Origin of the sequence: Pseudomonas multiresinivorans, from assembly GCF_012971725.1 — a bacterium.
In the GTDB taxonomy this organism is placed as follows: Bacteria; Pseudomonadota; Gammaproteobacteria; order Pseudomonadales; family Pseudomonadaceae; genus Pseudomonas; species Pseudomonas multiresinivorans.
Map to the genome: position 1 here is coordinate 879,337 of NZ_CP048833.1, position 12,979 is coordinate 892,315.

The 12,979-nt window shown below is 64.9% G+C and carries 10 protein-coding genes; 7 read left to right on the forward strand and 3 right to left on the reverse strand.

The genetic code is table 11. The features are described 5' to 3' along the window. Positions 1–23: 23 nt before the first annotated feature. The 3 genes from G4G71_RS04055 to G4G71_RS04065 all read left to right on the forward strand — a co-directional run bounded on the left by G4G71_RS04055 (position 24) and on the right by G4G71_RS04065 (position 3,227). Positions 24–572 carry a cupin domain-containing protein gene (locus G4G71_RS04055; protein ID WP_037009703.1) on the forward strand — a complete coding sequence of 183 codons (549 nt, stop codon included), beginning with the start codon at positions 24–26 and terminating at the stop codon, positions 570–572. Positions 573–757: 185 nt separating this feature from the next. Further along, the gene (locus tag G4G71_RS04060) at positions 758–1,186 is read left to right on the forward strand and encodes a c-type cytochrome (protein WP_338110203.1); all 429 of its coding nucleotides are present in this window, start codon (positions 758–760) and stop codon (positions 1,184–1,186) included. Between the two features lie 199 nt (positions 1,187–1,385). Next, positions 1,386–3,227: an acetyl-CoA hydrolase/transferase C-terminal domain-containing protein gene (locus G4G71_RS04065; protein WP_240964936.1), complete on the forward strand. Its 1,842-nt coding sequence runs from the start codon at positions 1,386–1,388 to the stop codon at positions 3,225–3,227. 165 nt (positions 3,228–3,392) lie between these two features. Here the strand turns inward: G4G71_RS04065 and G4G71_RS04070 are convergent, their stop codons facing one another. Then, complete coding sequence (locus G4G71_RS04070; RefSeq protein ID WP_024762083.1) at positions 3,393–3,968, reverse strand: xanthine phosphoribosyltransferase; 576 nt, start codon at positions 3,966–3,968, stop codon at positions 3,393–3,395. 224 nt (positions 3,969–4,192) lie between these two features. Continuing rightward, complete coding sequence (gene rep / locus G4G71_RS04075) at positions 4,193–6,202, reverse strand: DNA helicase Rep (RefSeq protein ID WP_169935514.1); 2,010 nt, start codon at positions 6,200–6,202, stop codon at positions 4,193–4,195. A 293-nt stretch (positions 6,203–6,495) separates the two neighbouring features. Between rep and G4G71_RS04080 the strand changes: the two genes are divergently transcribed. Then, entirely contained in the window at positions 6,496–8,172 is a 1,677-nt protein-coding gene (locus G4G71_RS04080; RefSeq protein WP_169935516.1) for a putative bifunctional diguanylate cyclase/phosphodiesterase, read from the forward strand. On the opposite strand, the gene G4G71_RS04085 is transcribed toward G4G71_RS04080, so the two are convergent. Then, a complete protein-coding gene (locus tag G4G71_RS04085; RefSeq protein ID WP_169935519.1) occupies positions 8,169–9,563 on the reverse strand; it encodes a NorM family multidrug efflux MATE transporter in 1,395 nt (464 codons plus the stop codon). The genes G4G71_RS04080 and G4G71_RS04085 overlap by 4 nt on opposite strands. Before the next feature lie 137 nt (positions 9,564–9,700). Between G4G71_RS04085 and G4G71_RS04090 the strand changes: the two genes are divergently transcribed. The 3 genes from G4G71_RS04090 (at position 9,701) to G4G71_RS04100 (ending at position 12,815) form a co-directional block, all read left to right on the forward strand. Continuing rightward, the gene (locus tag G4G71_RS04090; protein WP_169935522.1) at positions 9,701–10,621 is read left to right on the forward strand and encodes a LysR substrate-binding domain-containing protein; all 921 of its coding nucleotides are present in this window, start codon (positions 9,701–9,703) and stop codon (positions 10,619–10,621) included. 48 nt (positions 10,622–10,669) lie between these two features. Continuing rightward, positions 10,670–11,578 carry an AraC family transcriptional regulator gene (locus G4G71_RS04095; RefSeq protein WP_169935524.1) on the forward strand — a complete coding sequence of 303 codons (909 nt, stop codon included), beginning with the start codon at positions 10,670–10,672 and terminating at the stop codon, positions 11,576–11,578. A 184-nt stretch (positions 11,579–11,762) separates the two neighbouring features. Continuing rightward, a complete protein-coding gene (locus tag G4G71_RS04100; RefSeq protein WP_169935526.1) occupies positions 11,763–12,815 on the forward strand; it encodes a haloacid dehalogenase-like hydrolase in 1,053 nt (350 codons plus the stop codon). Positions 12,816–12,979: the final 164 nt, after the last annotated feature.

Consider the following 12,979-nt stretch of genomic DNA (forward strand, 5'->3'; position numbering starts at 1 on the left):
CAAGAATAAGGAGGACCCCACCCTTGGACGTCGGTGCTCGTCTGCAAGCCATCCGTAAGCTCAAAGGTTTGTCCCAGCGCGAACTCGCCAAACGGGCGGGTGTGACCAACAGCACAATCTCGATGATCGAGAAGAACAGCGTCAGCCCCTCCATCAGTTCGCTGAAGAAAGTGCTGGGTGGTATTCCGATGTCCCTGGTCGAGTTCTTTTCCCTCGATCTTGAGCAGAGCAGCAACACTCCTGTGGTCTACAAGGCAGACGAACTCAGTGACCTGTCCAGTGGCTCGATCATCATGAAGCTGATCGGCAAGGACTACCCCAGCCGCGCCATCACCCTGCTCGACGAGACCTATCCGCCGGGCTCCGACACCGGTGACGACATGTACGCCCACGAAGGCGAAGAGACCGGCGTATTGGTCGAAGGCCGTCTGGAACTGACGGTCGGCGACGAGACTTTCGTCCTCGAATGTGGCGACAGCTACTATTTCGACAGCACCAAGCCGCACCGCTTCCGTAATCCGTTCGAAACTCCGGCACGACTGATCAGCGCGACCACACCGGCAAATTTTTGAACAGCCGGTAGGACCGGCCAGATCAGCTGCGACCTAATGCCGCAAAGCCCGGTAAGAAAGCCCGGCAAGGTGGCGCAATGGTTTCGAGCTTCGAAGCTTTGCCGTTATACTTGCGCCCGCTCGCGCGGCCCGAGACTGTGACTGCACCGCGACCGGGCGTGATAAGCCACGATGAGGGTGAAAGGGTGAACCTGATTAGAAAAATCCTGGCAGCCCAAGCTGCCGTACTGGCCCTGTGGGCAGTGAGCGTTCAGGCCGCGACCAACGATGACGCCATTGCCAAGCGTCTCGAACCTGTCGGCAAAGTCTGCGTCCAGGGCAAGGAGTGCGAAGGCGTTGGCGCCGTGGCTTCTGCTGGCGGTGGCGGTGCTCCGCGTTCGGGCGAAGAGATTGTCGGCAAGGTCTGCACCACTTGCCATGGCAGCGGCCTGCTGGGCGCGCCGAAAGTCGGCGACAAGGCTGACTGGGGCAAGCGCGCGAAAGAGCAGGGCGGTATCGACGGCCTGCTGGCCAAGGCTATCTCGGGTATCAACGCCATGCCGCCCAAAGGCACCTGCGCTGATTGCTCCGACGACGAGCTGAAAGCTGCGATTCACCACATGTCCGGCCTGTAACAGCCGACCTGTGCGAAAAAGCCGCCCAAGGGCGGCTTTTTCATGCCCGCGATTTGTCGCTGCGCGTGTCGCGGGAGCAACTTTTGCGTAAAGCCGGTCCAAACTCCTGTCGTGGACAACGAACCCGGAGGGATGCCCGGTGCAATCCTGCTCGATCGAAACCGCTGTTGAAGAACTGTTGCACCGCCTGGACGGGCACATCCGTCTCGGGCTTCCGCTGGGCCTGGGCAAACCCAACCGACTGGCGAACGCGCTGTACCGGCACGTGCGCGAGAATCCGCGCCGGCAACTGACGTTCTACACGGCGCTGTCCCTCGGCCGCCCGCAGGCCGGCGGCGAACTGCAGCGGCGCTTCCTCGAACCCTTCGTCGAGCGCATCTACGGCGACTACCCCGAACTGGACTACCTGCACGACCTGCGCAGCGGCAACGTGCCGGAAAACATCCGCGTCGAAGAGTTCTACCTGCAGCCCGGCAGCCTGCTGGACAGCGCCCCGGCGCAGCAGAACTACATCAGCTGCAACTACAGCCACGTGGCGCGGGACATCAACGCCAAGGGCGTCAATGCCGTTGCCCAACTGGTTGCGCGCGACCCGGCGCGGCCGGGCAAGCTGAGCCTGGCGTGCAATCCGGACATCACCCTCGACCTGTTGCCGATGCTGCTGCGTCGCCGCGCGGCAGGCGAAACCATCGTCATTATCGGCGTCGTCCACGACCAGTTGCCGTACATGCCCGGCGACGCCGAAGTGGACGAGGACTTCTTCGACCTGCTGGTCGATGCACCGGGCGACAACAGCACGCTGTTTTCCACCCCCAACCTGCCAGTGGGCCTTCAGGACCACTGCATCGGCCTGCACGCCAGCGCCCTGGTGCGCGACGGTGGCACCTTGCAGATCGGCATCGGCTCCATGGGCGATGCCTTGACCTCGGCGCTGCTGACCCGCCAGCGCGACAACGATGGCTATCGTGCGCTGCTCGACGGCCTCGACTCCACCGCCCGCCACGCCGGACTGATCGAGCGCGACGGCGGGCTGGGCGCTTTCCAGCACGGGCTGTATGGCTGCAGCGAAATGTTCGTTCCCGGCCTGCTGGCCCTGGCCGAGGCCGGTGTGCTCAACCGCCGGGTAGCGGCGCGCCCCGGCGCCGCGCCAACCGAGCCGGGCGTCTGGCTGCACGGCGGCTTTTTCCTCGGTCCGCAGGCCTTCTACCGGCGCCTGCGCGAGATGCCCCGCGAGGAGCTGGCCGGCATCGGCATGACCGGCATCGGCTTCGTCAACAACCTGTACCGCGACGAAGAGCTCAAGCGCGAGCAACGCCGGGATGCACGCTTCATCAACAGCGCCTTCACCGTCACCCTGCTGGGCGCCGGCGTGGCCGACCAACTGGAGGACGGCCGGGTACTCAGCGGTGTCGGCGGGCAGTACAACTTCGTCGCCCAGGCCCATGAACTGGAAGGCGGGCGCTCCATCCTGATGCTGCGCAGCTGGCGCGAGTCCGAGGGTGAGCTGAGCTCCAACATCGTCTGGAGCTACGGCCACACGACGATTCCCCGGCATCTGCGCGACATGGTGGTGACCGAGTACGGCGTCGCCGACCTGCGCGGCCGCAACGATGCCGAGGTGATCGCCGCCATGCTGTCCATCGCCGACTCACGCTTCCAGGATGCGCTGATCGCCCAGGCCCAGGAGGCCGGCAAGCTGCCGAAGGATTTCGCGCTGGACGAGTGCTATCGCGACAATACCCCGGAGCGCTTGCGGGACGCGGCGCGGCAGCATCGTCATCTGCTGCCGGAGTTTCCCTTGGGTTGCGACTTCACCGAACAGGAGCGCGAGTTGTTGCGCGCGTTGGGTTGGCTCAAGAGCAAGCTGAAGCTGAGCGAGATTCTCGAACTGGGCAAGGCGACTCTCGATGCGCCGGCGCCGGAGGCCTACCCGGCGCACCTGGAGCGCATGGGGCTGGCGAATCCGGATGGGTTGCGCGAGGAACTGTACCAGCGCCTGGTGCTGGCCGGTCTGAAAGCCAGCGCCGAACAAACCTTGTAGGCGCGAGGGGGCGCCATCGTTATGGCTTGCGAAGCTCTCCGGGATGGCAACGGTGCGGTGCGGTTCGCGAGCAAGCTCGCTCCTACAGGACATGCCAGGTCCGTCGAGCGGGCATGAAAAAAGGCGGGCCCTGTCGGCGCCCGCCTTTTTTCGTGGTGCGGTGGATCAGTCTTCGAGGAACTCGACCTGACCGTTGGCCAGGGACTTCACCCGAGCCAGGGATTCCACGCGGTAACCCTCGCTTTCCAGAAGGGAGCGGCCTTCCTGGAAGGACTTCTCGATGACGATGCCCAGGCCGGCGATGCTGGCGCCCGCCTGCTGGATCAGGTCGATCAGCGCCTTGGCGGCATGGCCATTGGCGAGGAAGTCGTCCACCACCAGCACGTGGTCGGCGGCGGTCAGGTGCTTGGCCGAGATGGCGATGGTGCTTTCGGTCTGCTTGGTGAAGGAGAACACCTTGGAGATCAGCAGGTCGTTCTTCAGCGTCAGCGACTGGAACTTGCGGGCGAAGATCACCGGGATGCCCAGCTCGAGGCCGGCCATGATCGCCGGGGCGATGCCCGAGGCCTCGATGGTAACGATCTTGGTGATGCCCTGGTTCTTGAAGCGTTCGGCAAATTCATGGCCGATCTGCTTCATCAGCGCCGGGTCGATCTGGTGGTTGAGGAAGGCGTCTACCTTGAGGACCTGTTCGGAAAGAACGATGCCTTCGCTGCGAATTTTGTCTTTGAGAGTGTTCACGGGGGTGCTTCCGGAGCGGCTGTCGCTGATGAAGCGCGTAATTCTACAATGCTCGTGGGGTTCTGCGCGACGTTCCGACCAATGCAATTGCTGATCGAATGGACAGTTTTTCGATGGATGGCCGCGCGTGATCCCGGTGCGGTGCCTTTCTGTAGGAGCGAGCTTGCTCGCGAACCGCACGGCGAAGAGCTTCGCGAGCAAGCTCGCTCCTACAGGGAACAGCCTCAGCGCTTGAGCATCGCCCGGATATCCGCCAGCGCCGAATTGCCCTTGGCTACCTTGACCTCCTGCGGCGCGTCTTCCTGGCCTTCCCAGACCAGGTCTTCGGGCGGCAGCTCGTCGAGGAAGCGGCTGGGAGAGCAATCGATGATTTCGCCGTACTGCTTGCGCTTGGCGGCGAAGGTCATGGCCAGGTTCTTCTTCGCCCGGGTGATGCCCACATAGGCCAGGCGCCGCTCTTCCTCGATGGTGTCGGCCTCGATGCTGGAGCGGTGCGGAAGGATTTCCTCTTCCACGCCGAGAATGAACACGTAGGGGAATTCCAGACCCTTTGAGGCGTGCAGGGTCATCATCTGCACGCCGTCGGCGCCTTCTTCCTCTTCCTGCTGGCGCTCGAGCATGTCGCGCAGCACCAGCTTGGCGATGGCCTGCTCGATGGTCATGTCGCCTTCTTCGTCGCGCTCCAGGGTGTTCTTCAGCGCTTCGATGAGGAACCAGACGTTGCCCATGCGGAAATCGGCAACCTTGTCGCTGGAGGCGTTCTGCCGCAGCCAGTTCTCGTAGTCGATGTCCATCACCATGCTGCGCAGCGCGCCGATCGGGTCGCTGCCGGCGCATTGCTCGCGGACCTTGTCGATGAAACGCTTGAAGCGCTGCAGACGCTCGATGTAGCGGGCGTCCAGGTGTTCGGACAGGCCAAGCTCGCCGGAAGCATTGAACATCGAGCAACCGCGCTCGGTGGCGTAGTTGCCCAGCTTCTCCAGGGTGGTGGAGCCGATCTCGCGGCGTGGCACGTTGATCACCCGGAGGAAGGCGTTGTCATCGTCCGGGTTCACCAGCAGGCGGAAATAGGACATCAGGTCCTTCACCTCCTGGCGTCCGAAGAAGCTGGTACCGCCTGACAGGTGATAGGGAATCTGGTGGTGCTGAAGTTTCAGCTCGATCAGCTTCGCCTGATAGTTGCCCCGGTAGAGGATGGCGAATTCGCTGTAGGGCCGCTGCGTCTTCAGGTGGATGGTGAGGATTTCCATGGCCACCCGCTCGGCCTCGGACTCCTCGTTGCGGCAACGGATCACCCGGATCGGGTCGCCTTCGCCCATCTCGCTCCACAGCTGTTTCTCGAACACGTGGGGATTGTTGGCGATGAGGATGTTGGCGCATTTGAGGATGCGGCTGGTGGAGCGGTAGTTCTGCTCCAGCATCACCACCTTCAGCGAGGGAAAGTCATCCTTGAGCTGCATCAGGTTTTCCGGGCGCGCGCCGCGCCAGGCGTAGATCGACTGGTCATCGTCACCCACCACGGTGAAGTGCGCGCGCTGCTGCACCAGCATCTTCACCAGCAGGTACTGGCTGGCGTTGGTGTCCTGGTATTCGTCCACCAGCATGTAGCGCACGCGGTTGCGCCATTTTTCGAGGATCTCCGGGTGCTCCTGGAACAGCTTCACCGGCTGCAGGATGAGGTCGTCGAAGTCCACCGCGTTGTACGCCTTGAGCGTGCGCTGGTAATGCAGGTAGACCATGGCCGCGGTCTGTTCCTTGGGATTGCGCGCCTTTTCCAGCGCCTCTTCCGGAAGGATCAGGTCGTTCTTCCAGCTGCCGATCAGGTTCTTGATCTCGTCCAGACCGTCATCGCCGGAATATTCCTTCTGCATGATGTCGGTCATCAGCGCCTTCACATCGCTCTCGTCGAAGATCGAGAAGCCGGGCTTGTAGCCCAGGGCCGCGTGTTCCTTGCGGATGATGTTCAGGCCCAGGTTGTGGAAGGTCGAGACGGTCAGGCCCTTGCCTTCGCCCGGGCGCAGCAGGGTGCTGACGCGCTCCTTCATCTCGCGGGCGGCCTTGTTGGTGAAGGTCACGGCGACGATGTACTGGGCGCGGATGCCGCATTGCTGCACGAGGTAGGCGATCTTGCGGGTGATCACGCTGGTCTTGCCGGAGCCGGCGCCGGCCAGCACCAGGAGCGGGCCGCCGACGTAGTTCACGGCCTCTTGCTGCCGGGGATTGAGTCGGGACATGAAGGCGGGGGTCTTTAGTGAAGCGGGGGCGTATTCTAGCAGGCCCTGCCGGGCGTCGGGGTGCCGCTCGGAATAGCGGCGATCTGTGACACGATCGTACTTATGTGTTTTGGATAAATCTGTACATGTATTAGGCTTGTGACAGCATTACTTGAAGAAAACTCTTAAGAGTTTCTCTGAAGTTTCGTCTACATCCGTGGGATGTCCGGATGGCGTCGCTTCAAAACCGGGAGAAATGGGCGCAGGGATGGTGCCTGGAGTTTCTCCCCTTTCTAGAGATACATGGGGGTCGCTTGGCAGCGTCGGTCGAACCAACGCGCCTGCTCCTGCTGGCGGAAGCGCCGCAGTGGGCCCAGCTACTGCGCGGGCATCTGGCCGCGTTGGGGCCGGGCTATTCGCTGATCACGGCCCCCTCCTGGCAAGCCGCCAGCGCCCTGTTCGACGAGGATCAGGTCGGCCTGGTGCTCGCCACGCCTGCCAAGTTGCCGTCCGCCCACCAGTGCCACCTGCCGCTGATCCTGCTGCTGGAGCGCGAGCCCGCGGAAGAGCCCGTTGGCGTCGCCGACTACCTGGTGGCCGAATCCCTCAGTGTCGAAGTCCTGCGCCGTACCCTGCGCTACGTGCGTGAGCGCACTTCGCTGCAGAACACCCTGCAGAGCCTGGCCGAACAGGACCCGCTGACCGGCATCGCCAACCGCCAGGGTTTCCAGACCCTGCTTGCCGCCCGTCTGAGCGAGAGCGAAGGGCGCGGTCTGGCGCTGGGTCACCTGGACCTGGACAACTTCCGCCACGTCAACGACGCACTCGGCCACCAGGCCGGCGACCGCCTGATCCTGCAGGTGGTGGCACGGCTGAAGGCGCACCTGGACAACGGCGACCACATCGCCCGCCTGGGCAGCGACGAGTTCGCCCTGCTGCTGGACACCCGCCGCGACCCGGCACGGGTGGAGAAGGTCGCCGAACTGATAGTCGAGTCCCTGGGCGAACCCTACTGGGTCGAGGGTGAAAGCCTGCTGCTGGGCTGCAGCCTGGGCATGGCCCACGCCCGCGCCGGCGAAGCCGCCGACCCGCTGCTGTGGCACGCGCACATCGCCATGCAACAGGCCAAGTCGCGCCAGGGCTGCACCTTCCACATCTTCGATGAGCGCATCAACCGTGGCGCCCGCAGCCTCGCCGATCTGGAAAGCGAACTGCGCCGGGCGCTGCGCCGCGATGAGCTGGAGCTGCACTACCAGCCGCGCCTGGACCTGCACACCGGGCAGATCGTCGGCCTCGAAGCCCTGGTGCGCTGGCGCCATCCCGAGCGCGGCCTGCTGACACCGGGCGACTTCGTGCCGCTGGCCGAGGAAAGCGGGCTGATCGTGCCGCTGGGCTACTGGGTCATCTCCCGCGCCCTGCGCGACATGCAGTGGCTGCGCGGGCGCGGCCTGCCGCCGCTGCACATGGCGGTGAACCTGTCGTTCCGCCAGTTCCAGGACAGCCAGCTGCTGCCGACCCTGGAGCGGCTGATCCGCGAGCGCGGCGTCGACGCCCAGTGGCTGGAGTTCGAACTCACCGAAACCGCCGTGATGCGCCGCAGCGACCAGGTCCTGCAGACCATGCAGGCCCTCGGCCGCCTGGGCGTGCGTTTCTCGCTGGACGATTTCGGCACCGGCTTCTCCTCCTTCGTGCACCTCAACAGCCTGCCGATCACCCTGCTGAAGATCGACAAGAGCTTCGTCGGCGGTATGCACGAACGCACGGAAAACCTGCAGCTGGTGCGCGCGATGATCAACCTGGCGCACAACCTCAACCTGGAAGTGGTCGCCGAAGGTGTCGAGACCGCCGCCCAGCAGGACGAGTTGCGCCAGTTTGGCTGCGACCAGGTCCAGGGTTACTGGATCAGCCGGCCGCTGCCATTGTCGGAGCTGGCGCGTTTCCTGGTCTTCGGCGCCAACCGTGCGCTGCGCCTGCAGGACTCGGTCAGCTAGCGACCAGTTGGCACGGCCAGGGCCGCGGCAGGCGTACGCGGACGCAGCAAGCGCGACGTCTTCGCCTCGAAGGCCAGCGTCAGCCCGATGGCCGCACAGGCCAGGCCCGACGCCAGCCCCCACCACACGCCACTCGGTCCCCAGCCCAGTGGGAAGGCCAGCAGCAACGCCATCGGCACGCCCACCAGCCAGTAGCCGGCCAGCCCGACGAGGAAAGTGGTGCGCGCATCCTTCAGGCCGCGGATCGCGCCCATGGCGATGCACTGGGTGCCGTCGAACAACTCGAACCACGCGGCGATGGCCAGCAGGCTGACCGCCAGTTGCACCACATCGCGGTTGGCCGGGTCGTTGTGGTCGATGAACAGGCCGATGACCAGCTCCGGTGCCAGCCAGAACAGCGCGGCGAAGGCGAACATGCAGCTGGCGCCGAAGCCGATGCCCAGCCGCCCGGCGCGGCGCGCTTCGACCAGCCGGCCGGCGCCGTAGTGCTGGCCGATGCGGAAGGTCACCGCGTAGGAAAGCCCCATGGGCACCATGAACGCCACGTACACCGACTGGATGGCGATCTGGTGCGCCGCCAGCGCGGTGCTGCCGATCACGCCCATGCACAGCGTCGCCACGGTGAACATGCCCGACTCCACCGCGTAGGTGCCGCCGATGGAAATGCCCAGCCGCAGCGATTCGCCGATCACCTTGAAGTCCGGCTTCGACAATCCCTTCAGCAGTGGGTAGGGCGCGTAGACCCGGTGCCAGCGCAGGTACAGGGCGAAGATCACCGGCAGCGCATTCATCACCACGGCGGTGACCATGCCGATCCCCGCCAGCCCCAGGCGCGGCAGGCCGAACAGTCCCTCGATGAAGGCGTAATTGAGGGCGAAGTTGGCCAGCGCGCCGATCAGGCTGATGGCCATGACCGGGCCGGGCCGCTCGATGGCGCTGGTGAAACCGCGCAGCACCATGAAGGCCATGTAGCCGGGCAGGGCGAAGACGATGCTGTGCAGAAAACTCATGGTGCCGGCGACGGTTTCCGGCGCCTGGCCGAAGGCGATCAGGATCGGCCCGAGGTTCCACAGCAGCAGGCCCGCCAGCAACGCCAGCGCGCCACCGATCCACAGGCCGGCCTGGGTCGCTTCGACCACGCCGCGGGCGTCCTTCGCGCCATGCCGGATCGCTACCAGGTTGCCGGTGGCCGCGACCACGCCGACGCAGAAGGTCGAGACCAGTGCATAAGTGGACGCGCCCAGTCCGCCTGCGGCCAGCGCCTCGCGGCCGAGCTTGCCCATCATCACGGTGTCGGTGAACACCATGGCGACGTAGGCCAGCTGTGCGGCGATCAGCGGGCCGGCCAGGCGCAGGATGGCGGCGAGTTCGTCACGGTACGGGCGTTTCATGAGTCAGGCTCAGCAAGCGGCAGGCGCCGCATCGATAGGAATGGCCCATTCTCCGGCCGTTGTGGACGCGGGCACAAAAGGAAAAATGCGATGCCATCCATGAGTCATACTCATGTTTAAGACAGCCGGAGCCCGCCATGAACCGCCAGTTGCCGCCCCTTTACGCCCTGCGCGCCTTCGAGGCTGCCGCGCGGCACGCGTCCTTCACCCGCGCCGCCGAGGAGCTGGCGATCACCCAGAGCGCGGTGAGCCGGCACATCAAGACCCTGGAAGAACACTTTGCCTGCCGGCTGTTCCAGCGCCGCGGCCGCCAGCTGGAGCTGACCGAAACCGCGCGGATGCTGCTGCCCGGCCTGCGCGACGGTTTCGATGCGCTGGAGCGCGCCTGTGCCAGCCTGCGCGCGGACGAAGGCGTGCTGCGGCTGAAGGCGCCGTCGACCCTGACCATGCGCTGGTTGCTGGCGCGGCTGAGCAAGTTCCGCATGCAGAACAGCGATATCGAGGTGCAGCTGACCAGCGCCTGGATGGACGTGGATCGCGTCGACTTCGTGCATGAGCCCTTCGATTGCGCGGTGCTGCTGAGCTCGGGGCACTTCCCGCCGGACTGGGAGGCCGCCTTGCTGTTTCCCGAATGGCTGATTCCCGTCGGCTCGCCCGCGCTGCTGGCGGATGGCCCCTGGGACGCCGAGCGGCTGGCCGGCGCCGAACTGCTGCACCCCACCCCCGACCGTCGCGATTGGCGGCGCTGGTTGCAGCGCATGGGCCTGGGGGAGCAGGTCTCGCTCAAGGGCGGACAGGTATTCGATACCCTCGAACTGGGCATAGTCGCCGCGACCCGCGGCTACGGCGTTTCCATCGGCGACCTGGTGATGGTCGCCGAGGATGCCAACCAGGGCCGCCTGGCACTGCCCTGGCCCAGTGCCGTCGCCAGTGGCGAGAGTTATTACCTGGTCTGGCCCCGCGCGCGTCGGGACCAGGGGCGCCTGCGGCGGCTGCGCGAATTCCTCCAGGCGGAGATGCAGGCGATGCAGATGCCGGCGGTGGACTACTTCGAATGACCTGTCGCTGCGGATAATCTGTCAGCCGTTGCCTTCGCCGGGAATCCCATGAACTCCATCGACCACCTCATCCAGCTCGCCGGCCTGCGCGGCAGTCTCGACCTGCGTTGCCGCTTCCTCGGTGACTGGGCGCTGGACCACGAGCCCTTGCCCGAGGGGACGGCGCAGTACCACGTGGTGCTGTCCGGCAGCTGCCGGGCGGAAATGCCCGACGGACAAGCCCTGGACCTCAAGGCAGGCGAGGTACTGGTCCTGCCCGATGGTGCAGCCCACCTGTTGCGCAGCCAAGGCGCTCGGGTGGTCGCGCAGTCGCCGGAAGTCCACGAGGAGGGCCTGTTGCCGGTCCATCGCCTTGGCACCGGCGAAGGCGAGCTGGACATGCTTTGCGGCAGCTTCCATTACCAGCGCGGCTCGCTGCTGATCGGCTCGTTGCCGAGCGTCCTGAAGGTGTCCTGCCAGGACAATGGACTGGGTGAAGCTCTGGCCGCACTGGTCGGCCTGCTGCGCGCCGAGGCGGACGGCAACCAGGCCGGTGCGCGTTTCCTGGTCGATGCATTGTCCTCGGCGCTGTTCACCCTGATCCTGCGCGTCTACCTGCAGGAGCACACCCCCAGCAGCGGCACCCTGGCATTGCTCGCCGACAGGCGCCTGAGCCGCGCCTGGCAGGCCATGCTCGACGATCCTGCCCACGAATGGACCATCGAGGCCCTGGCTGAGCGCGCGAACATGTCCCGCGCCACTTTCACGCGCCAGTTCACCCAGGTTGCCGGGCAGTCGCCCTGGGCGCTGCTGACCACAGTTCGCATGGAACTGGCCTACCGCCTGCTGAGCACCTCGCAGCTGAGCCTCTCCGACATCGCCGCCCAGGTCGGCTACCAGTCCCAGGCCTCCTTCACCAAGAAGTTCAGGGACACGTATGGCGAGGCCCCCGGCCGCCTGCGCCGTGCGGTGAACTAGACCAGTCGTCGCTGCCGGCAAAGCCGCGTGGCGCGTATGGATATGTCCTGCCGCCTTCGCGACGGTTCGCGTCGCTGCCGTCGCAGAGCTGAAACAGCGCTTTGCTAGGGTCATTGCTGGACTAGTCCAGTGAGGGCCCGTTTCGGGCCTTCCCCATTCCAACAACACCACTCGGGGGAATTCCATGAAGCCCATGCGCACCTTGCTAGCCGGCCTGATCCTGGCCGGTCTCGCCAGCACCACGTTTGCTGCCACTGAGCTGAAGCACTGGCCGGCGCCCGCCGCCAAACAGCTCGACGCCCTGATCGCTGCCAACGCCAACAAGGGTGCCTTCGCGGTCTTCGACATGGACAACACCAGCTACCGTTACGACCTCGAGGAATCGCTGCTGCCCTTCCTGGAAATGAAAGGCGTGCTGACCCGCGAGAAGCTCGACCCCTCGCTCAAGCTCATCCCCTTCAAGGACGTGAACGGCCACAAGGAAAGCCTCAACAGCTACTACTACCGCCTCTGCGAAGTCGACGACCTGGTCTGCTACCCCTGGGTTGCCCAGGTGTTCTCCGGCTTCACCCTCAAGGAGCTCAAGGGCTATGTCGACGAGCTGATGGCCTACGGCAAGCCGGTGCCCAGCACCTATTACGAAGGCGATGTGGTCAAGACCATCGAGATCAACCCGCCCAAGGTCTTCACCGGCCAGACCGAGCTGTACAACAAGCTGATGGAGAACGGCATCGAGGTCTATGTGATGACCGCCGCCCACGAGGAACTGGTGCGCATGGTCGCCAGCGATCCCAAGTACGGCTACAACGTGAAGCCGGAGAATGTCATCGGCGTCACCACCCTGCTCAAGGACCGCCAGAGTGGCGCGCTGACCACCGCGCGCAAGCAGATCAGCGAGGGCAAGTACGATCCCAAGGCCAACCTGGACCTGGAGATCACCCCCTACCTGTGGACCCCGGCGACCTGGATGGCCGGCAAGCAGGCGGCGATCCTCACCTACATCGACCAGTGGAAGAAGCCCATCCTGGTCGGCGGCGATACGCCCAGCAGCGACGGCTACATGCTCTTCAACGGTACCGCCGAGAACGGCGTGCACCTGTGGATCAACCGCAAGGCCAAGTACATGGACCAGCTCAACGGCATGATCAAGAAGAATGCCGAGGCCCAGGCCAAGCTTGGCCAGCCGGTGACCGCCGACAAGAACTGGGTGATCGTCACGCCGGAAGATATCCAGTAAGCGCGTTCGCCTGTGTAGGAGCGGACTCCGTCCGCGATCGGTCCGCATCGCGCCGGATGCCATCGCGGACGAAGTCCGCTCCTACGCCCCTTTCCGGTGCTTGCACCATGGCTGCTCTGGTAGGGCGCATAACGCGCCAGCGTTATTCGCCGCGAAATGGCCGG

Coding starts and splice junctions, on each gene's coding strand:
- G4G71_RS04090 (WP_169935522.1), top strand. CDS start 9,701: ATGAACCGCCAGTTGCCGCCCCTTTACGCCCTGCGCGCCTTCGAGGCT.
- G4G71_RS04085 (WP_169935519.1), bottom strand. CDS start 9,563: ATGAAACGCCCGTACCGTGACGAACTCGCCGCCATCCTGCGCCTGGCC.
- G4G71_RS04095 (WP_169935524.1), top strand. CDS start 10,670: ATGAACTCCATCGACCACCTCATCCAGCTCGCCGGCCTGCGCGGCAGT.
- G4G71_RS04100 (WP_169935526.1), top strand. CDS start 11,763: ATGAAGCCCATGCGCACCTTGCTAGCCGGCCTGATCCTGGCCGGTCTC.
- rep (WP_169935514.1), bottom strand. CDS start 6,202: ATGTCCCGACTCAATCCCCGGCAGCAAGAGGCCGTGAACTACGTCGGC.